The 19,018-nt window shown below is 69.0% G+C and carries 17 protein-coding genes; all 17 read left to right on the top strand.

Annotated elements, in window-relative coordinates; translation table 11 throughout:
- Positions 1-26 precede the first annotated feature (26 nt).
- Positions 27-2,312: a fimbria/pilus outer membrane usher protein gene (locus NUG20_RS13880; protein ID WP_263395040.1), complete on the top strand. Its 2,286-nt coding sequence runs from the start codon at positions 27-29 to the stop codon at positions 2,310-2,312.
- Entirely contained in the window at positions 2,309-3,328 is a 1,020-nt protein-coding gene (locus NUG20_RS13885) for a Csu type fimbrial protein (RefSeq protein WP_263395041.1), read from the top strand. Before NUG20_RS13880 ends, NUG20_RS13885 begins: the two co-directional genes overlap by 4 nt.
- 79 nt (positions 3,329-3,407) lie before the next feature.
- Complete coding sequence (locus tag NUG20_RS13890) at positions 3,408-3,728, top strand: hypothetical protein (protein ID WP_263395042.1); 321 nt, start codon at positions 3,408-3,410, stop codon at positions 3,726-3,728.
- Position 3,729: 1 nt separating this feature from the next.
- Positions 3,730-4,446 carry a fimbrial biogenesis chaperone gene (locus NUG20_RS13895; protein WP_263395043.1) on the top strand — a complete coding sequence of 239 codons (717 nt, stop codon included), beginning with the start codon at positions 3,730-3,732 and terminating at the stop codon, positions 4,444-4,446.
- A 283-nt stretch (positions 4,447-4,729) separates the two neighbouring features.
- Positions 4,730-5,530: a 30S ribosomal protein S2 gene (gene rpsB, locus NUG20_RS13900; RefSeq protein WP_263395044.1), complete on the top strand. Its 801-nt coding sequence runs from the start codon at positions 4,730-4,732 to the stop codon at positions 5,528-5,530.
- A 148-nt stretch (positions 5,531-5,678) separates the two neighbouring features.
- Positions 5,679-6,557: a translation elongation factor Ts gene (tsf, locus tag NUG20_RS13905; RefSeq protein ID WP_263395045.1), complete on the top strand. Its 879-nt coding sequence runs from the start codon at positions 5,679-5,681 to the stop codon at positions 6,555-6,557.
- A gap of 116 nt (positions 6,558-6,673) precedes the next feature.
- Positions 6,674-8,179: a sensor domain-containing diguanylate cyclase gene (locus tag NUG20_RS13910; protein ID WP_263395046.1), complete on the top strand. Its 1,506-nt coding sequence runs from the start codon at positions 6,674-6,676 to the stop codon at positions 8,177-8,179.
- A gap of 78 nt (positions 8,180-8,257) precedes the next feature.
- Positions 8,258-8,980: a UMP kinase gene (pyrH, locus tag NUG20_RS13915; RefSeq protein WP_104558608.1), complete on the top strand. Its 723-nt coding sequence runs from the start codon at positions 8,258-8,260 to the stop codon at positions 8,978-8,980.
- A gap of 194 nt (positions 8,981-9,174) precedes the next feature.
- A complete protein-coding gene (gene frr, locus NUG20_RS13920) occupies positions 9,175-9,732 on the top strand; it encodes a ribosome recycling factor (RefSeq protein WP_263113025.1) in 558 nt (185 codons plus the stop codon).
- Between the two features lie 38 nt (positions 9,733-9,770).
- Positions 9,771-10,508, top strand: coding sequence for a polyprenyl diphosphate synthase (uppS, locus tag NUG20_RS13925; protein ID WP_263395047.1), 738 nt, complete (start codon positions 9,771-9,773; stop codon positions 10,506-10,508).
- Positions 10,505-11,329, top strand: a complete 825-nt coding sequence (locus NUG20_RS13930) for a phosphatidate cytidylyltransferase (protein WP_263395048.1) — start codon at positions 10,505-10,507, stop codon at positions 11,327-11,329. Before uppS ends, NUG20_RS13930 begins: the two co-directional genes overlap by 4 nt.
- A gap of 2 nt (positions 11,330-11,331) precedes the next feature.
- The gene (gene dxr, locus NUG20_RS13935; RefSeq protein ID WP_263395050.1) at positions 11,332-12,519 is read left to right on the top strand and encodes a 1-deoxy-D-xylulose-5-phosphate reductoisomerase; all 1,188 of its coding nucleotides are present in this window, start codon (positions 11,332-11,334) and stop codon (positions 12,517-12,519) included.
- Positions 12,520-12,545: 26 nt separating this feature from the next.
- On the top strand, positions 12,546-13,910 hold the full coding sequence (gene rseP, locus NUG20_RS13940; RefSeq protein WP_263395051.1) for an RIP metalloprotease RseP: 1,365 nt from the start codon (positions 12,546-12,548) through the stop codon (positions 13,908-13,910).
- 87 nt (positions 13,911-13,997) lie between these two features.
- A complete protein-coding gene (gene bamA, locus NUG20_RS13945; protein WP_263395052.1) occupies positions 13,998-16,403 on the top strand; it encodes an outer membrane protein assembly factor BamA in 2,406 nt (801 codons plus the stop codon).
- A 308-nt stretch (positions 16,404-16,711) separates the two neighbouring features.
- Positions 16,712-17,734 carry a UDP-3-O-(3-hydroxymyristoyl)glucosamine N-acyltransferase gene (gene lpxD, locus NUG20_RS13950; RefSeq protein ID WP_263395053.1) on the top strand — a complete coding sequence of 341 codons (1,023 nt, stop codon included), beginning with the start codon at positions 16,712-16,714 and terminating at the stop codon, positions 17,732-17,734.
- A complete protein-coding gene (fabZ, locus tag NUG20_RS13955) occupies positions 17,731-18,186 on the top strand; it encodes a 3-hydroxyacyl-ACP dehydratase FabZ (protein WP_263395054.1) in 456 nt (151 codons plus the stop codon). Before lpxD ends, fabZ begins: the two co-directional genes overlap by 4 nt.
- Positions 18,187-18,205: 19 nt before the next feature.
- On the top strand, positions 18,206-18,997 hold the full coding sequence (gene lpxA / locus NUG20_RS13960) for an acyl-ACP--UDP-N-acetylglucosamine O-acyltransferase (RefSeq protein ID WP_263395055.1): 792 nt from the start codon (positions 18,206-18,208) through the stop codon (positions 18,995-18,997).
- Positions 18,998-19,018 lie beyond the last annotated feature (21 nt).

Consider the following 19,018-nt stretch of genomic DNA (forward strand, 5'->3'; position numbering starts at 1 on the left):
TACTGCTGGCGCTGTGGGCGAGCGCAGTGCATCTCGCCGCCGCGCAGCCCGTCGAATTGCCGTCCGAGCAGGAAACGCTGTACCTGGAGGTCACCCTGAACGAAACCCGCAAGCCCGGGCTGTTCCGTTTCCAGCAGGCCGGCACGCGCATGCTCGCCGATGCCGCCACGCTGCGCCAACTGGGCCTGCGCATCGCCGACGATGCCACCGCCGCGATCGCCCTGGAGACCCTGGACGGAGTGCGCTACCGCTACGACGCCAGCCTGCAGCGACTGGCGATCGATGCGCCGGTGGCGCTGCTCGACGTGCCGCTGACCCGCATCGACGCGCAAGGCGGCGGGCCGGCGCTGCCGGCGACCAGTTCGCCCGGCGCGCTGCTGGACTACGACCTGTACGCCAGCCGCCAGGGCAGCGCCAGCAATCTCACCGCGAGCGGCGAACTGCGCGCCTTCGGCTTGGGCGACGGCGTGCTGGGCCGCGGCATGTTCCGCCAATCCTTCGTCGGCCGCCTGTACCGCGAGCCGCAGCGCGCCTGGCGCAGCCAGGCGATACGCCTGGACACGCAGTGGTGGTGGTCGCTGCCCGAGAGCATGACCAGCGTGGTGGTCGGCGATACGCTGAGCAGCAGCACCAGTTGGAGCCGCACGCTGCGCCTGGGCGGGATACGCGTGGGCCGCGACTTCGGCCTGCAGCCGTACCGGGTGACCACCCCGCTGCCGGAATTCCTCGGCGAAGTGACGGTGCCGTCGAGCGTGGACCTGTACGTCAACGGCATCCGCCAGTACGGCTCGGAGCTACCGGCCGGGCCGTTCCAGCTGTCGGCCGCGCCCGGCGTGGACGGCGCCGGCAACGCGCAGCTGGTCATCACCGACGCCTACGGCCGCAGCCGTTCGGTCGAATTCCCGTTCTACGCCACCCAGGACCTGCTCGCCGATGGTCTGGACGACTGGTCGCTGGCGCTGGGCCGGGTCCGCCAGGGCTACGGCAGCGATGCCTTCAACTATGCCGGCGACACCGTCGCCAGCGCCAGCTGGCGCCGCGGCGTCAGCGCCCGCTTTACCGCCGAGGCGCATGCCGAGGCCGGCGCCGGGGTGCGCAACGCCGGCGCCGGCGGCATCTGGCTGCTGCCCCAGGCCGGCGTGGTCGGCGCCTCGCTCGCGCACAGCCAGGGCGATGGCCGCAGCGGCCACCAGTACGCGCTCAGTTACCGCTGGAACAACGGCCGCTTCAACGTCTCGATGGACACCCAGCGCGCGCAGCGCGGCTATCGCGACGTGGCCTCGCAGTACGGCGCGCCGCCGCCGCGGATCAGCGAACGCGCGCTGGCAGGAGTCAGTTGGGACCGGATCGGCAACGTGTCGCTGAGCTATGTGCGCCTGGCCTACCCGGACAGCGACGACGTGCGCTACGCCAGCCTGTTCTGGACCCGGGCGCTGCCGTGGCAGTCCTCGCTCAATCTCAGCGTCAACCAGAACCTGGACCAGGCCAGCGACCGCAGCATGTACCTGGGCTGGTCGATCGCGCTCAGCGGCGCGCGCCAGGCCAGCGTCGCGCTGCAGCGGGTCGGCGACCGTCTCAGCACCGCCGCCGACCTCAGCCGTTCGGCCGCTGGCGACGGCGGCAGCGGTTGGCGGCTGCAGGCGCGCAGCGGCCAGGACAGCGCCGGCGGCCTGGCCGAGGCCAGCTGGCGCGGCGAGCGCGCGCGTTATGCCGCCGGCATGGCCAGCTACGGCGGCCAGACCTACGGCTATGCCGAAGCCTCCGGCGGCCTGGCCCGGATCGGCGGCGGCTGGTTCCCCGGCCGCGATCTCGACCAGGCCTTCGCCCTGGTCTCCACCGACGGCGTCGCCGGCGTGCCGGTGCTGCTGGAAAACCGCCCGATCGGCGTCACCGATGCGCGCGGCTTCCTGATGGTCACCCCGCTGATGGGCTGGCAGCACAACCAGGTGTCGATCGATCCGATGCAACTGCCACCGCGGATGCGTCCGGAGCGGGTCGACCAGATCGTGGTGCCGCGCGACCGCACCGGCGTGGTGGTGGACTTCCCGATCCGCACCAGCGACGGCGTGCTGGTGCAATTGCACGATGCGCGCGACGCCCCGCTGCCGGTCGGCAGCCGGGTGCGCGGCCCCGGCATCGACGCGGTGGTCGGCTACGACGGCGAGGCCTACCTGGAAGGCCTAAGGGTCGGACGCAACGAACTGCAGGTGGAGATGGCCGCAGGCAGCTGCCGAGTGCGCATCGAGCACACGCCGCAACAGCGCCCGGCCCGGCTGGGACCGCTGCGCTGCAGCGCGGGGCCGGCGCCGTGACCGGCGCCGCCGCATGGCGGTGCGCCGCCGTGCTGGCGCTGGCCGCGGCGCTGGCGCCGCTGCGGGCCGGCGCCACCACCGTGTGCACGGCAGCGGCCACCGCGCTCGACTTCGGCAACGTCTCCAACAGCGCGGCCACCGACAGCAGCGCCCAGATCACCGTCACCTGCCAGACCGGTGCGCTCAGCATCCTGGGCACCATCTACGTGCGCCTGTGCCTGAACATCGGCGAGGGCGCGCAAGGCGGCGGCCTCGGCATCGCGTCGCGGCGCATGCTCAATCCGCTCGGCGACAGTCTCGGCTTCCAGCTGTACCGCGACAGCGCACGCAGCCTGATCTGGGGCAGCGCGCTGAACGCCTCCACGCCACTGCAGGTGGACCTGGCCTATTCGTCGCTGGCGATCGGCGGCAGCGGCAGCGCCAGCTACACCGTCTACGGGCGCGTCCCGCTGCAGAGCGGCATCGCCACCGGGCTGTACCAGAACAGCTTCAGCGGGGTGTACACCAACCTGCAGTACCGCTACGACGAACCGCTGATCGGCACCCCGGCGAGCATGCCGGCCTCCTGCACCACCGGTGGCACCGGCGGCGCCACTTCGGCGCAGTTCCCGTTCGTGAGTTCGGCCAACGTGGCCCCGGTCTGCACCATCGCCAGCATCGCCGACCTGGATTTCGGCAGCCAATCCGGCCTGGTCGATACCGCGCTCAACTACACCACCGCGCTGAGCATGAATTGCCGTCGGCGCACCGCCTGGCAGGTCGGCCTGGACAACGGCCAGTACGCCAGCGGCACCATCCGGCGCATGCGCAACGCCGCTGGCCAATACCTGCGCTACGAGTTGTACCGCGACGCGGCGCGCAGCCAGCGCTGGGGCGGCACCCTCAACGGCGACACCCAGACCGGCACCGGCACCGGCAGCACCCAGTCGCTGACCCTGTACGGCCAGGTGCCGGCCGCGCAGACGCCGCCCCCGGGCAGCTACAGCGACGTGGTCAAGGTGACGGTCACCTACTGAGGACTGAACGCACGCGCGCCTTGGGTAAAGTTGCGCCGCCACGCGCCGTTATCTGTCACGCCTTCCTCGGAATACCGCCATGATCGCCAGGCCATTCATGCAATCGCTGCTGCTCGCGAGCGTCTGTGCCGTCTGCGCGGATGCGGCAGCGCAGAACATCGCTGCCAACGAAAGCGCGGCGTTCCGGGTCGGCATCCGCCTGCAGCGCAGCTGCGAGATCAGCACCGCCGGGCGCAACCAGCCCGGCGCCCCGCAGGTGAACTGCACCCGCCCGTTGCCCTACCAGGTCAGCATCGACGGCGCCGCCGCGCCCAGCGCGGCCGGTGCGCTGGCGTTGAGCCTGAGCGTGGCGGACGGGCTGCGGCCACAGGATGCGCGCTACACCACGGTCGCGTTCTGAGGTGGGCAGGCGCCGTCGCGCTTGGATCGCCGGCCTGCTGCTGGCGCTGCTGCCGAGCCTGGCTGCGGCGGCCGGCGTGCGCATCAGCCCGGCCATCGTGCGCGTCGCACCCGGCGCGCAGACCGCCGAGATCTGGCTGAACAACACCCAGGACCTACCCTGGCGGGCGCAGGCCCAGCTGTACCGCTGGCACCAGGCCGAGGGCATCGAGCAACTGCAGCCGACCGACGACGTCCAGCTCAGCCCGCACGTGATCGACATCCCCGCCCAGGGCCGGCAATTGCTGCGGGTCGTGCGCACCGGGCCGGCGGCGACCGATCGCGAGATCGCCTACCGCCTGGTGCTGGAGGAGCGCGCCCCCGCTGATACGCCCAGCGGCGCCGAACCGCGGCTGCTGCTGCGCTACTCCACGCCGGTGTTCCTGTCCGCGTCCGGCGCCGCGCCGGCCGCCGCGCTAAGCGCCAGCCTGATCGCCGGCGCCTACGGCCACCAACTGCAGGTGCGCAATCGCGGCACCGCGCATGCGCGGCTGAGCGACCTGAGCTTCATCGGCGCCGACGGCAGTCAGCTGACCCTGTTCCAGAACCTGGCCGGCTACGTGCTCGCCGGGGAACAGAAGCGCTGGCCGCTGCCGGCCGCGGTCGGGACCGCACGCGGCGGCCATTTCGCCGCACGGCTCGACAGCGACGCCGAATTGCGCGCGCTGCCGGCCGAATGACCCGGCGCACCTGGATTTGCGCCGCCGGCCGCGGCCGGCTATAGTTCCGCTGCTTCGTTGCGCCCGCCCGGGCCGACGGACCGTCCACGCCGGACGCACCGGCGAATACACACCTGCTGCCATCGCCCGTGCCGGGGTGCTCCGCAAGGAGTTCGGTCACGTAAGGCTGCAGGGAGGCCCAACCCCGGAACCGTCGTGCAAGCCCGCCAGGGCCTGCATGTCCATGCGCGGACTCACCTACCATCGCCCGCGCGCGGCCGGTTCCCCATCAGGAGTCACTGCAATGCCCCAAGTCACCATGCGTCAGATGCTGGAAGCCGGCGTCCACTTCGGCCACCAGACCCGCTATTGGAACCCGAAGATGGCGCCGTACATCTTCGGCGCGCGCGGCAAGATCCACATCATCAACCTTGAGAAGACGGTTCCGCTGTTCAACGACGCGATGAACTTCATCTCCAGCGTCGCGCAGAAGCGCGGCACCATCCTGTTCCTGGGCACCAAGCGCAGCGCCCGCGACTCGGTGAAGGAAGAAGCCGAGCGTTGCGGCCAGCCGTTCATGACCCAGCGCTGGCTGGGCGGCACGCTGACCAACTTCCGCACCGTCAAGCAGTCGGTGGCGCGCCTGAAGGAGCTGGAAGCGGCCGAAACCGACGGCACCTTCGACAAGCTGGTCAAGCACGAAGTGCTGACCCTGCGCCGGGAACGCGAAAAGCTGCTGGCCTCGCTGGGCGGCATCAAGGAAATGAACCGCCTGCCGGACGCGCTGTTCGTCATCGACATCGGCCATGAAGACATCGCCATCAAGGAAGCCAAGAAGCTCGGCATCCCGGTGATCGCGGTGGTCGACACCAACTACAACCCGGAACTGGTCGACTACGCCATCCCGGGCAACGACGACGCCATCCGTGCCGTGCAGCTGTACGCGCGCGCCGCCGCCGACGCCGTGCTGGAAGGCAAGGCCGCCGCGCCGAACGCCGCCAGCGTGCGCGAGGAAGAGTTCAGCAGCGAAGCCGGCGACGACAAGGGCCGCGGCCCGCGCAAGAACGGCAAGAAGGCCGAAGAAGCCGCTCCCGCCGCCGAGTAATCGGCGCGCCATGCGATTGCGCGACCATGCGCAGTCGCCACCCGGCGCGCGCTGCGCGCCCGGGTCCGCGGGCGCCGCAAGCGCCCGTTTCCCAGAATTCCCGGCCGGCGGCACGCCGGCCCTTTCCCACCTTTTGTGAGGTCACCCCGTGGAAATCACTGCTTCCCTGGTCAAGGAACTGCGCGAGCGCACCGGCGCCGGCATGATGGAATGCAAGAAGGCGCTCACCGAGAACGCCGGCCATATCGACAACGCCGCCGAGTGGCTGCGCAAGTCGGGCCTGGCCAAGGCCGACAAGAAGGCCGACCGCGTCGCCGCCGAAGGCCGCATCGCGATGGCCCAGGACGGCGGCAAGGCCGTGCTGGTCGAGATCAACTCCGAGACCGACTTCGTCGCCAAGGACAACAACTTCCTGGCCTTCACCGAAGCCGTGGCCCAGGCCGCGCTGAGCTCCGGCGCCGCCGACGCCGAGGCGCTGAAGAGCGCCAAGCTGCCCGGCGGCGAGACCGTCGAGGAAGCCCGCGCCGCGGTCATCGCCAAAGTCGGCGAGAACGTGCAGGTGCGCCGCCTGGTGCGCATCGACAGCGCCAACAACGTCGCCGCCTACGTGCACGGCGGCCGCATCGGCGTGCTGGTCGAGGTCAAGGGCGGCGACGCCGAACTGGCCCGCGGCATCGCCATGCACGTCGCCGCGATGAACCCGCCGCACGTGAAGGCGTCCGACGTCCCGGCCGACTTCGTCGCCAAGGAAAAGGAAATCGAGCTGGCCAAGATGTCGGAAAAGGACAAGGCCAAGCCGGCCGACATCCTGGAGAAGATCATCAGCGGCAAGATCGCCAAGATCGTCAACGAGGTCACCCTGTACGGCCAGCCGTACGTGCTGAACACCGACCAGAGCGTGGAGCAGGCGGTCAAGGCCGCCGGCGCCGACGTGATCGGTTTCCAGCGCCTGGCCGTGGGCGAAGGCATCGAGAAGGTGGTGGAAGACTATGCCGCCGAAGTGATGAAGCAGGCCGGCCTGGCCTGAGTCCGCCGTCCCGGGACAAAAAAAAGCCGCGCTTGGTCGCGGCTTTTTTTTTGCCGGTGGTACGCTCTGCGTGCCGGGGCATATCGCTGCCCCGATCACACTTTACGCGGAACCGCATGCGCCCTGAACTCGAAGCCATCCTGGCTCACTCCCGCAACCTGCCCTCGCCGCCCGGGATTGCGCTGCGCATCATCGACCTGGCCCAGGATCCGGAGGTCGATCTCGCCACCACCGCCGAAACCATCGCGATGGACATGGCGCTGAGCGCGCGCATGCTGCGCATCGCCAACTCGCCGCTGTACGCCAGCCGGCGCCGCATCGACAACCTCGGCCAGGCGCTGACCATGCTCGGGCTCAATGCCGCGCTGAGCCTGGCGCTGGGCTTCTCGATGGTGCAGAGCCTGCGCGACGGCAGCGCATCCAACGACCTGCAGGAACGGATCTGGAAGCGCAGCGTGCTGTCGGCACTGGCCAGCCGCCTGCTCGGCCAGGCCATGGGCCTGCGCAAGCAGGAGGAGCTGATGCTGGCCGGACTGCTGCAGGACATGGGTGCGCTGGCCCTGCTGCACGTCTGCCACAACGAATACGCGCCGCTGCTGCGCGAGGCCGGCAACGGCGACAGCGAGGCCCTGGCCGCGTTGGAACGCGAGCAGTTGGGCTGCGACCACGCCGAGGTCGGCGCCTGGCTGGCGCGCAAGTGGAAGCTGCCCGACTACCTGCAGCGCAGCATCGGCCTCGGCACCGGCACCGAGCCGGCGCCGGACACGTTCAGCCGCTGCGTGCTGCTGTCCGGCAGCATCGCCGACATCTGGCTGGCCGCCGACACCGACGCCGCGCGCAGCCTGGCGATGGAGCGGGTCTATCGCGACCTGCAGCTGGACAGCCGGCGCTTCGACGAGGTGATCGCCGGCATGGCCGCGGCGCTGCCGGAAATCGGCCCGATCTTCGATGTGCGCATCGTGCAGCCGGAGCGGATCGACGCGATCATCAGCCATGCCCGCGAACTGATGGTGTTGCGCAACCTGCGCGAGATCCAGGAAGCCACCCAGGCACGGCACCAGGCCGACGAATCGGAACACCGCGCGCGGCGCCTGGCCGAACAGGCCAGTCGCGACGCGCTGACCGGGGTCTACAACCGGCACCAGTTGGAGGTCCTGCTGGCCCAGCAGTTCGATCTGGCCTCGCGCCACGACTGGCCGCTGTCGGTCGCCTTCATCGACCTGGACGACTTCAAGAAGATCAACGACGCCCACGGCCACCTGATCGGCGACCAGGTGCTGCGCGCGTTCGCGCAGGCCCTGCAGCCGCTGCTGCGCAGCAGCGACACCGTGGCCCGCTTCGGCGGCGAGGAATTCCTGGTGCTGTTGCCCAACACCAGCGAAGAAGCCGCATTGAACGTGATCCGGCGCATCCTCATCGAGATCGTGCAGCGGCCGATGGCCGAGGTGAAGAGCGGGCCGCTGCACATCAGCTTCTCCGCCGGCATCGCCACCCAGGGCGGGCGCGAGCGCTTCGGCACCGCGCAGGACCTGCTGCAGGCCGCCGACGACATGCTGTATAGCTCCAAGCACGGCGGCCGCAACCGCGTCACTGCGCGCTCGTTCCGCGACACCCTGGCCTGAAACCCGCGCCCGCGGCAGATTCCGCGGCGCGCTTCGGCTAGAATCACGTGGTTTGCCCGTCCCCCCAACGAGGTCACCATGTCCCAGCTCGCCTATCGCCGCATCCTGTTGAAACTTTCCGGCGAAGCGCTGATGGGGGACGGGGATTACGGCATCGACCCCAAGGTCATCAACCGCCTCGCGCATGAAGTGATCGAGGCGCAGCAGGCCGGCGCCGAAGTGGCCCTGGTGATCGGCGGCGGCAACATCTTCCGCGGCGCCGGCCTGGCCGCCGGCGGCATGGACCGGGTCACCGGCGACCACATGGGCATGCTGGCCACCGTCATCAACGCGCTGGCGATGCAGGACGCGCTGGAAAAGCTCGGTGCCAAGGTGCGGGTGATGAGCGCGATCAAGATCAACGACGTGTGCGAGGACTTCATTCGCCGCCGCGCGATCCGCCACCTGGAGAAGGGGCGCATCGCGATCTTCGCCGCCGGCACCGGCAATCCGTTCTTCACCACCGACTCCGGCGCGGCGCTGCGCGCCATCGAGATCGGCGCCGACCTGCTGCTGAAGGCGACCAAGGTCGACGGTGTGTACGACAAGGACCCGAAGAAGCACGCCGACGCGGTGCGCTTCGACAGCCTGACCTACGACGAAGTGATCGCCCGCAACCTGGAGGTGATGGACACCGCCGCGTTCGCCCTGGCCCGCGACAGCGACTTGCCGCTGCGCATCTTCAACATGGGCCAGCCCGGCGAACTGCTGAAGATCCTGCACGGCGCGGAGATCGGGACATTGGTGAAGGGGCGCAGCTGATAACGGCCGGGACTGGGGATTAGAGATTCGCAAACGCGACAGCCGCTAGCATGAGCCGTTGCGAGGCGCGCGCGGCAGACAACCTGCTGCAGTGCGCAACGCTTTTGCGATTCCCCAATCCCCAATCCCCAATCCCGGCACCTCGCTGTTCCCGGCTATAATCGTCCGATTCAGATTCAGCACGGACACCGGCGATGCTCAACGAAATCAAGCAAGACGCACAGACCCGCATGGCCAAGAGCATCGATGCGCTGCGCCATACGCTCATCAAGGTGCGTACCGGCCGCGCGTCGACCGCCCTGGTCGAGCACCTGAAGGTCAACTACTACGGGTCGGAAATGCCGCTGAGCCAGGTCGCCAGCGTCGCCGTGGCCGATGCCCGTTCGCTGACCATCAGCCCGTGGGAAAAGCAGATGGTCAGCGCGGTGGAGAAGGCGATCCTGGCCTCGGACCTGGGCCTGACCCCGAACACCGCCGGCACCACCATCCGCCTCAACCTGCCGGCGCTGACCGAAGAGCGCCGCCGCGAGCTGTCCAAGGTCGTGCACAGCGAAGGCGAGGACAGCAAGGTCGCGATCCGCAACATCCGCCGCGACGCCAACCAGCAGATCAAGGATCTGCTGAAGGACAAGAAGGTCACCGAGGATGAGGCGCGTGCTGCCGAGGACGACATCCAGAAGCTGACCGACAAGGCGATCAAGGACGTCGACGACGTGGTCAAGGGCAAGGAACAGGAACTGATGGCGGTCTGAGCCTGCGCCTCGCGGCCATGCCTTCCGACCCCCACGCTATGTCCCTGCCCCGCCACATCGCCATCATCATGGATGGCAACGGCCGCTGGGCGCAGCGCCGCCGGCGGCCGCGCGTGATCGGCCACCGCGCCGGCGCGCGCGCGGTCAACCGCACCATCGACTTCTGCCTGGAGCGCGGCATCCCCGCGCTGACCCTGTTCGCGTTCTCCAGCGAGAACTGGGGCCGTCCGCAGGAAGAAGTCGACGCGCTGATGAAGCTGTTCCTGCATGCACTGGACCGCGAGGTCGAGGAACTGCAGCGGCGCGGCGTGCGCGTGCGCTTCATCGGCGACCGCTCGCGCTTCGCCCCGTCGCTGCGCGAGCGCATGGCCCAGGCCGAAGCCCGCACCGGCGACAACCAGGCCCTGCACCTGTCGATCGCGGCCAGCTACGGCGGCCGCCAGGACATCGCCCAGGCCGCGCGCGCACTGGCCGAGGACGTGGCGGCCGGGCGCCTGCGTCCCGAGCAGATCGACGAGGACCTGCTGTCGGCGCGCATGGCGCTGTCCGACCTGCCGCCACCGGACCTGTTCATCCGCACCGGCGGCGACGTGCGCATCAGCAATTTCCTGCTGTGGCAGCTGGCCTACACCGAACTGTGGTTCACCGAGACCCTGTGGCCCGAGTTCGGCGCCGAGGTGCTGCAACAAGCCCTGGACGACTACGCCAGCCGCGAGCGGCGTTTCGGCCTGACCAGCGCGCAAGTCGCCCCGGCGACGGAGAACACACCCGCATGACCCGTACCCGCGTCATCGCCGCGCTGATCATGGCCCCGCTGGCCATTTGCGCCATCCTGCTGCTGCCGACGCAATGGCTGGCGGCGCTGGCCGCACTGATCTTCCTGGTCGGCCTATGGGAATGGCTGAAGCTGGCCGAGGTCGACGACACCCTGCCGCGCACCATCCTGCTGGTGCTGAACCTGCTGCTGATGGTGCTGCTGGTGTGGGCCTCGGCCGGCTCGCTGGTGCTGTTCCAGCTGACCACCCTGGTCGGCGTCGGCTGGTGGTGCGTGGCGCTGCTGTGGCTGCGCTTCTTCCAGTTCGGCTCCGACCACGCTACCTACGCGCGGGTGTTCAAGCTGGCCGCCGGCACCCTGGCGATCGTGCCGGCCTGGTCGGCGCTGGGCCTGATCCACGCCAGCGAGCCGAACGGGCACCGCTGGCTGCTGACCGCGCTGGTCACGGTCTGGGCGGCCGATTCCGGCGCCTATTTCGCCGGGCGCCAGTTCGGCAAGCACAAGCTGGCGCCGCGGATCAGCCCCAACAAGACCGTCGAGGGCCTGGTCGGCGGGCTGCTGGCCGGCCTGGTCTGCGCCGCCGGCTTCGGTTGGCTGGCCGGGGTCACCCTGCCGCAACTGCCCGGCCTGTTGATCGTGGCCGCGGTCAGCGTGCTGGCCTCGGTGGTCGGCGACCTGTTCGAAAGCCTGCTCAAGCGCCACGTCGGCGCCAAGGACTCGGGCAACGTGATCCCCGGCCACGGCGGCGTGCTCGACCGCGTCGACGGCGTGCTGGCGGCGCTGCCGATCTTCGCGTTGGGCAAGGACATCTTCGGGTTCTGAATATGTCCGACGCTGTCCGCCATATCGCCGTGCTCGGCGCCACCGGTTCGATCGGCGCCTCCGCGCTGGACGTGATCGCGCGCCACCCGCAGCGGCTGCGCGCCAGCGTGCTGGCCGCCGGCGGCAACGTCGCTGCATTGCTGGCGCTGTGCGCCACGCACCGGCCGGCGCACGCGGTGATCGCCGACCCGGCGCTGTACCCGGCGCTGCGCGACGGCCTGCGCGATGCCGGGTTGCGCACCGAAGCGCATGCCGGCGCCGCCGCGCTGGAGCAGCTGGTGGCCAGCGACGCCTGCGACAGCGTGGTCGCCGCCATCGTCGGCGCCGCCGGCCTGGCCTCGACCCTGGCCGCGGCCCGCGCCGGTAAGCGCCTGCTGCTGGCCAACAAGGAATCGCTGGTGCTGGCCGGCGAGCTGGTCACCGCCGCGGCCGCCGCGGCCGGCGCCGAGATCATCCCGATCGACAGCGAGCACAGCGCGATCTTCCAGTGCCTGCGCTCGCGCCAGGCCGGCGCCGAGGTGCGGCGGGTGCTGCTGACCGCCTCCGGCGGCCCGTTCCGCGGCTGGGACCGCGCGCGCCTGCAGTCGGTGACCCCGGCGCAGGCGGTGGCGCACCCGAAGTGGTCGATGGGCCCGAAGATCTCGGTCGACTCGGCCACCTTGATGAACAAGGGCCTGGAAGTGATCGAGGCGCACCACCTGTTCGCGCTGCCGCCTTCGCGCATCGAGGTGCTGGTGCACCCGCAGAGCCTGGTGCACTCGCTGGTGGAGTTCATCGACGGTTCCACCTTGGCGCAGATGGGTTTGCCGGACATGCGCACCACCCTGGCGGTGGGCCTGGGCTGGCCGCAACGGATCGAGTCCGGAGTCGCCGGGCTGGACCTGCTGGCCCACGGCCGCCTGGATTTCGAGCCGGCGGACCTGGACGCGTTCCCGTGCCTGGGCCTGGCCTGGCGCGCGATGCAGGCCGGCGGCAGCGCCCCGGCGATCCTGAACGCGGCCAACGAAGTGGCCGTTTCAGCCTTTCTTCAGGGCCGTATCGGTTTCCTAGCGATTCCTGCGCTGGTCGAGAACGCCCTGACCGTGCTGCCTGCAGGCGCGGCCGACTCCCTGGACGCGCTGCTCGCGGCGGACGCGCAATCGCGCAAGATCACCGAACTCGCCATTGCCCGCCAGCCTGCCCATGTCTGACACGCACGCCCCTATGAGCCACGCGCATGGGTGATTTCATCGGGTCCGTCTGGTGGATGATCGTCAGCCTGGGCGTGCTGGTGACCTTCCACGAGTTCGGCCATTTCTGGGTCGCCCGCCGCTGCGGGGTCAAGGTGCTGCGCTTTTCGGTGGGCTTCGGCAAGCCGCTGTGGTCGCGCTACGACCGCCACGGCACCGAGTTCGCGATCGCCGCGATCCCGCTGGGCGGCTACGTGAAGATGCTCGACGAGCGCGAGGGCGACGTGGCCCCGGCCGAGCGCGGCCAGGCCTTCAACAACAAAAGCGTATGGCAGCGCATCGCCATCGTCGCCGCCGGCCCGATCGCCAACCTGGTGCTGTGCGTGGCGCTGCTGTGGGCGATGTTCGTGATCGGCAAGCAGGACTACGCCGCGGTCGTCGGCCGCGCCGACGGCCTGGCGCTGCAGGCCGGGCTGCAGCCGGGCGAGCGTATCGTGCGCATCGGCACGCGCGAGGTGTCCAGTTGGAGCGACGCCAGCATGCAGCTGACCGTGGCGGCGATGGACCGCGCGGATGTGCGCATCCAGACCGAGGACACGCGCGACGGCGCCAGCCGCGTGCATACCCTGCGCCTGTCGCAGCTGCCCGCCGGCTTCGACGAACAGCAGGTGCCGCGCCTGGCCGGCCTCACCTGGCACTTCACCCTGCAGCCGGCGGTCATCTCCGAGGTGACCCCAGGCTCGGCGGCCGATGGCGTGCTGCGCCCCGGCGACCGCGTGCTGGCGGTGGATGGCGCGCCGGTCACCAACGCCGACCAGGTCGGGCCACAGGTCCAGGCGCTGGCCAGGAACGGCGGCAGCGGCCTGGTCGAGGTCGAGCGCGCCGGCGAGCGCCTGGCGCTGGACGTGCGCCTGACCCCCAGCAAGGATCCGCGGGTGCAGGGCCTGACGCTGGGCGTGGGTTTCGGAGCCAAGGACCGCCCGGCACCGGCGTTCGACGCCAAGCTGCAGTACGGCCCGCTGGCGGCGATCCCGGCCGCGTTCCGCGAAACCGGCAAGCTGGCCGGGGACACGCTGGGGGTCATCCGGCGCATGCTGACCGGCCAGGCCTCGCTCAAGAACGTGTCCGGGCCGATCACCATCGCCAAGGTCGCCAACGTGTCGGCCAAGCAGGGGCCGGACTGGTTCCTGTATTTCCTGGCGCTGCTGTCGCTGAGCCTGGCGATCATGAACCTGCTGCCGATCCCGATCTTGGACGGCGGGCACTTGCTGTATTACCTTATTGAGTTGGTCAAGGGCAGCCCGCTGAGCGAGCGCGCCATGGCGGCGGGGCAGGTCGTCGGTCTGACGATGCTGGCCGGGCTGATGGGGTTGGCGTTCTACAACGACATCTTCGGCCAGGCCTTGCGATGAACCCGATGCTGATCCACCCGACTCCGCTGTCGTCGTCTTACGCCGGCGCCCATGCAACAACGATATCGACCTCTACCCGGACGTGACATGACGAGATTTCCCACTCGCCGCCTGCTAGCCCTCGCCCTCGCCGCCAGCCTCAGCCTGCCGGCGCTGGCCCAGGCGACGGAGCCCTTCACCGCCAGCGACATCCGCGTCGACGGGCTGCAACGCATCTCCTCCGGCACCGTCTTCACCTACCTGCCGGTGGAACGCGGCGACACGGTCGACGACGCCAAGGTCGGCGAGGCGATCCGCGCGCTGTACCGCACCGGGTTCTTCGAGGACGTGCAGGTCGATCGCCAGGGCAACATCCTGGTGGTCACGGTCAAGGAACGCCCGGCGATCAACAAGCTGACCGTCACCGGCAACAAGGACATCAAGAGCGAAGAACTGCTCAAGGGCCTGTCCGACATCGGCCTGACCGAGGGCGGCACCTTCGACCGGCTGAGCCTGGACCGGGTGACCCAGGAGCTGACCCGCCAGTACAACAACCGCGGCAAGTACAACGTCGAGATCACTCCGACGGTGAGCCCGCTGGACCGCAACCGGGTCGACGTGGCGATCGCGATCAAGGAAGGCAAGGCCGCCAAGATCCAGCACGTCAACATCGTCGGCACCGAGAAGTTCGCCACCGAGGACATCCTGGAGAGCTGGGAGTCGCGCGAGCACAACTGGCTGTCGTGGTATCGCCGCGACGATCAGTACTCCAAGGAAAAGCTGTCCGGCGACCTGGAGAAGCTCAACTCCTGGTACCTGGACCGCGGCTACGTCGATTTCAGCGTCGATTCCACCCAGGTCTCGATCAGCCCCGACAAGCGCAACATGTACCTGACCGCCGGCATCACCGAGGGCGAGCAGTACAAGATCTCCGACATCAAGGTCACCGGCGACACCGTGCTGCCGCAGGAAGAGGTCGAGAAGCTGGTCATCCCCAAGCCGGGCGACACTTTCTCTCGCGCGCTGCTGGAGTTCAGCTCCGACGCGATCACCAACACGCTCAGCAACATCGGCTACGCCTTCGCCAAGGTCAACCCGATCCCGACCACCGACCGCGAGAAGCGCACCGTCGCGATCAACCTGCAAGTGGTGCCGGGCCCGCGCGTGGCGGTCCGCCGCATCGTGTTCAAGGGCAACACCCGCACCTCCGACGAAGTGCTGCGCCGCGAGATGCGCCAGTTCGAGAACAGCTGGTACTCGCAGGCCGCCATCGACCGCTCCAAGATCCGCCTGCAGCGGCTGGGCTACTTCGAGTCGGTGGACGTGGAAACGCCGCCGGTGCCGGGCAGCAACGACAAGGTCGACGTGGTCTACAGCGTCAAGGAAACCACCTCCGGCAGCTTCACCTTCGGCCTGGGCTATTCGCAGACCTATGGCGTGACCACCTCGATCCAGCTGTCGCAGAACAACTTCCTCGGCGGCGGCAACCGCGTCTCGGTGGACGCTTCGCGCAGCAGCTATCAGGAGCGCTACGCGTTCTCCTACACCAACCCGTTCTTCACCGACGACGGCGTGTCGCTGGGCTACAACATCTCCTACCGCAAGCTGGACTACTCCGACTTCGGCACCGCCCAGTACAACAGCAAGAACGGCGCGGCGCAGATGATCTTCGGCGTGCCGATCACCGAGAACGACACCGTCTCGCTGATGTTCGGCATCGACAGCAACCAGATCACCACCTATCCCAGCTACACGCCGAACGCGATCATCAACTACATCGACGCGATCGGGCAGAAGACCTTCCATGCCTGGCGCAGCGAACTGGGCTGGGCGCGCGACACCCGCAACGACTACTTCATGCCGACCCGCGGCCTGTACCAGCGCATCGGCCTGGAAGCCACCCTGCCCGGCTCCACCGTCGAGTACTGGAAGCTGAACTACCAGGTCTCCAAGTACTGGACGATCATTCCCTCGCTGGTGCTCAACACCCGCGCCGAGTTCGGCTACGGCGACAGCTACGGCAGCGACGTCTCGCGCGACATCTGCGGCGTGGTCCAGAACAACGCCTACACGGCGGCCGAGTGCAATGGCAGCAACCTGCTCCGTCGCGTGACCGCCTCGGGCCTGCCGTTCTACGAGAACTTCTACGCCGGCGGCACCAACTCCGTGCGCGGCTTCGAGGACAACACCCTCGGCCCGCGCTCGGAGGCCACTGCCTCCTACAGCCGCGGCCAGCCGCTGGGCGGCTCGTTCAAGACCGTGGGCTCGGCGGAAATGTATTTCCCGAAGCTGTTCGACAGCCCGTCGGCGCGCATCTCGGCGTTCATCGACGTCGGCAACGTGTTCAACGGCGTGGACAACTACAAGACCAACGAACTGCGCGCCTCCACCGGCGTGGCGCTGCTGTGGCGGGCACCGGTCGGCCCGATCTCGATCAGCTACGCGTTCCCGTTGAAGAAGGAAGACAACGACGAGATCGAGCGCCTGCAGTTCACGTTTGGTGGGCAGTTCTAAGAACTGCCCACCCGCCGCCAGGGAGCGCGTCATCGCGTTCGCGCTGACGCCCCACGATTCGCGATGCGAATCGCGGGCCCCGGCTCGTCTTCTCCCAAATCCCCGCGCCTGTCGGCGCGCCCCCTTTACTAAAGGGGGCTTGGCTGCGGTCAGTTGGCTGTGATCTTGGCTTGGCATGAGCAAGGCAGGGCTTTTTCCAGTCGGCTGATCGCAAGCTGGGCGTTCGGCAGGCGGCGGCTGATCGGGCCGCACTGCCTGCGGCACAGGCGCAGCATGACCGTGCCGATGGCACGCGGTAGAATCCCTGCGTGAATATTCCTTCCCATACCGCATACGAGATCGCCGAGCGCTTCGGCCTGCAGGTGCATGGCGACGGCAACGTCGCCGTGCATGGCGTCGCCACGCTGGCGCATGCCGGCCCCGGGCAGCTCAGCTTCCTGGCCAATCCGCGCTACCGCGCGCAGCTGGCCGACAGCACCGCCGCGGTGGTGGTGCTGCGCGCCGACGATGCCGAAGCGGCGCCTGGCACCGCGCTGATCGCGCGCGATCCGTACGTCGCCTTCGCCAAGATCGCCGCGCTGTTCGACGTGGCGCCGGCGCGTCCGCCCGGCATCCATCCCAGCGCCAGCATCGACCCCAGCGCGCAGGTCTCCCCCAGCGCCCACATCGGCGCCTTCGTCAGCATCGGCGCGCGCAGCGTGATCGGCGACGGTTGCGTGATCGGCCCGGGCTGCGTGATCGGCGACGACTGCCAGGTCGGCGCCGGCGGCGAACTGATCGCCCGGGTCACCCTGGTCACCCGCGTGCGCCTGGGACAACGCGTGCGCATCCACCCAGGCGCGGTGCTCGGCGCCGACGGTTTCGGCCTGGCGATGGACGCCGGCCACTGGATCAAGGTGCCGCAGCTCGGCGGCGTGGTGATCGGCGACGATTGCGAGATCGGCGCCAACGCCTGCGTCGACCGCGGCGCGCTGGAGGACACCACGCTCGAGGAAGACGTGCGCCTGGACAACCTGGTGCAGGTCGCGCACAACGTGCACATCGGCGCGCACAGCGCGATCGCCGGCTGCACCGGCATCGCCGGCAGCGCCAAGATCGGCCGCTACTGCATGCTCGGCGGTGCGGTCGGCGTGGTCGGCCACCTGGAAATCTGCGACAAGGTGGTGATCACCGGCAAATCGGTGGTGCGCAACTCCATCCATGAGCCGGGCGAGTATTCCTCCGGCACCCCGTTGACCGACAACCGCACGTGGCGCAAGAACGCCGCGCGCTTCAAGCAGCTCGATGCCCTGGCCCGTCGCATCCTGTCTGTAAGCAAGGAGAAGCAATGAGCCACGAACAGACACTGCCGGACATCACCCAGATCAAGGCCTTGATCCCGCACCGCTATCCTTTCCTGCTGGTGGACAAGGTGGTGTCGCTCGACTTCGAGAACCGCAAGATCGTTGCGCACAAGAACGTCAGCGTCAACGAACCGTTCTTCCAGGGCCACTTCCCGGGCCAGCCGATCATGCCCGGCGTGCTGATCATCGAAGCGCTGGCCCAGGCCGGCGGTGTGCTGACCCAGCTGGCGTTGGGCCGCGACGCGCAGTCCAAGCTGTTCTACATGGTCAAGGTCGACAACGCCCGCTTCAGCAGCCAGGTCGTGCCCGGCGACGTGCTGGAGCTGCACGTGCAAATCAAGCGCGTGATCCGCAACATGGCCGTGTACTACGGCGAAGCCAAGGTCGACGGCAAGGTCGTCGCCTGCGCCGAGGTGCTGTGCGCCGGCACCCGCGAATGAGCCTGGCAGGAGACCTGCAATGAGCGACAACGCCCCCCTCATCCATCCGTCCGCGGTGATCGACCCGTCGGCCAAGCTGGCGGCGGACGTGCGCGTCGGCGCCTTCAGCCTGATCGGCGCCGAGGTCGAGATCGGCGAAGGCAGCGTGATCGGCTCGCATTGCAGCATCGTCGGTCCGACCCGGATCGGCCGCAACAACCATCTGGTCGGGCACGTCGCGCTCGGCGGCGATCCGCAGGACAAGAAGTTCGCCGGCGAGCGCACCGAACTGGTGATCGGCGACCGCAACGTGATCCGCGAATTCGTCACCGTCAGCCGCGGCACCGGCAACGGCGGCGGCATCACCCGCGTCGGCAGCGACAACTGGTTTCTGGCCTACACCCACGTCGCCCATGACTGCGTGGTCGGCGACCATTGCGTGTTCTCCAACAACACCACCCTGGCCGGGCATGTCGAAGTCCGCGACCACGTGATCATCAGCGGCTTCGCCGGCGCGCACCAGTTCTGCCGCATCGGCGATCACGCCTTCCTCGGCATGGGCGCGCTGATCAACGGCGACGTGCCGCCGTTCACCATGGTCGGCGGCAACTCGCTGGGACGCCCCCGCGGCATCAACAGCGAAGGCCTCAAGCGCCGCGGCTTCGACACCGAGCGCCTGGCCGTGATCAAGCGCGCCTACCGCGCGCTATACGTGGCCGGGCTGCCGCTGGCCGAAGCCAAGCAGCAACTGGCGGTACTGGCCGAAAACAGCGAGGACGTGCGCGCGATGCTGGAATTCATCGAAGCCAGCGAGCGGCCGTTGTTGCGATGAATGCCGGGACCGGGGACCGGG

The sequence above is a fragment of the Xanthomonas sp. CFBP 8443 genome (assembly GCF_025666195.1).
Taxonomy (GTDB): domain Bacteria; phylum Pseudomonadota; class Gammaproteobacteria; order Xanthomonadales; family Xanthomonadaceae; genus Xanthomonas_A.

Excerpts from the sequence above, each read along its gene's own strand:
- bamA (WP_263395052.1), top strand. The coding sequence starts at position 13,998 with ATGACGAGATTTCCCACTCGCCGCCTGCTAGCCCTCGCCCTCGCCGCC.
- NUG20_RS13930 (WP_263395048.1), top strand. The coding sequence starts at position 10,505 with ATGACCCGTACCCGCGTCATCGCCGCGCTGATCATGGCCCCGCTGGCC.
- rpsB (WP_263395044.1), top strand. The coding sequence starts at position 4,730 with ATGCCCCAAGTCACCATGCGTCAGATGCTGGAAGCCGGCGTCCACTTC.
- dxr (WP_263395050.1), top strand. The coding sequence starts at position 11,332 with ATGTCCGACGCTGTCCGCCATATCGCCGTGCTCGGCGCCACCGGTTCG.
- uppS (WP_263395047.1), top strand. The coding sequence starts at position 9,771 with ATGTCCCTGCCCCGCCACATCGCCATCATCATGGATGGCAACGGCCGC.
- frr (WP_263113025.1), top strand. The coding sequence starts at position 9,175 with ATGCTCAACGAAATCAAGCAAGACGCACAGACCCGCATGGCCAAGAGC.
- pyrH (WP_104558608.1), top strand. The coding sequence starts at position 8,258 with ATGTCCCAGCTCGCCTATCGCCGCATCCTGTTGAAACTTTCCGGCGAA.
- lpxA (WP_263395055.1), top strand. The coding sequence starts at position 18,206 with ATGAGCGACAACGCCCCCCTCATCCATCCGTCCGCGGTGATCGACCCG.
- rseP (WP_263395051.1), top strand. The coding sequence starts at position 12,546 with ATGGGTGATTTCATCGGGTCCGTCTGGTGGATGATCGTCAGCCTGGGC.
- NUG20_RS13890 (WP_263395042.1), top strand. The coding sequence starts at position 3,408 with ATGATCGCCAGGCCATTCATGCAATCGCTGCTGCTCGCGAGCGTCTGT.
- NUG20_RS13910 (WP_263395046.1), top strand. The coding sequence starts at position 6,674 with ATGCGCCCTGAACTCGAAGCCATCCTGGCTCACTCCCGCAACCTGCCC.
- fabZ (WP_263395054.1), top strand. The coding sequence starts at position 17,731 with ATGAGCCACGAACAGACACTGCCGGACATCACCCAGATCAAGGCCTTG.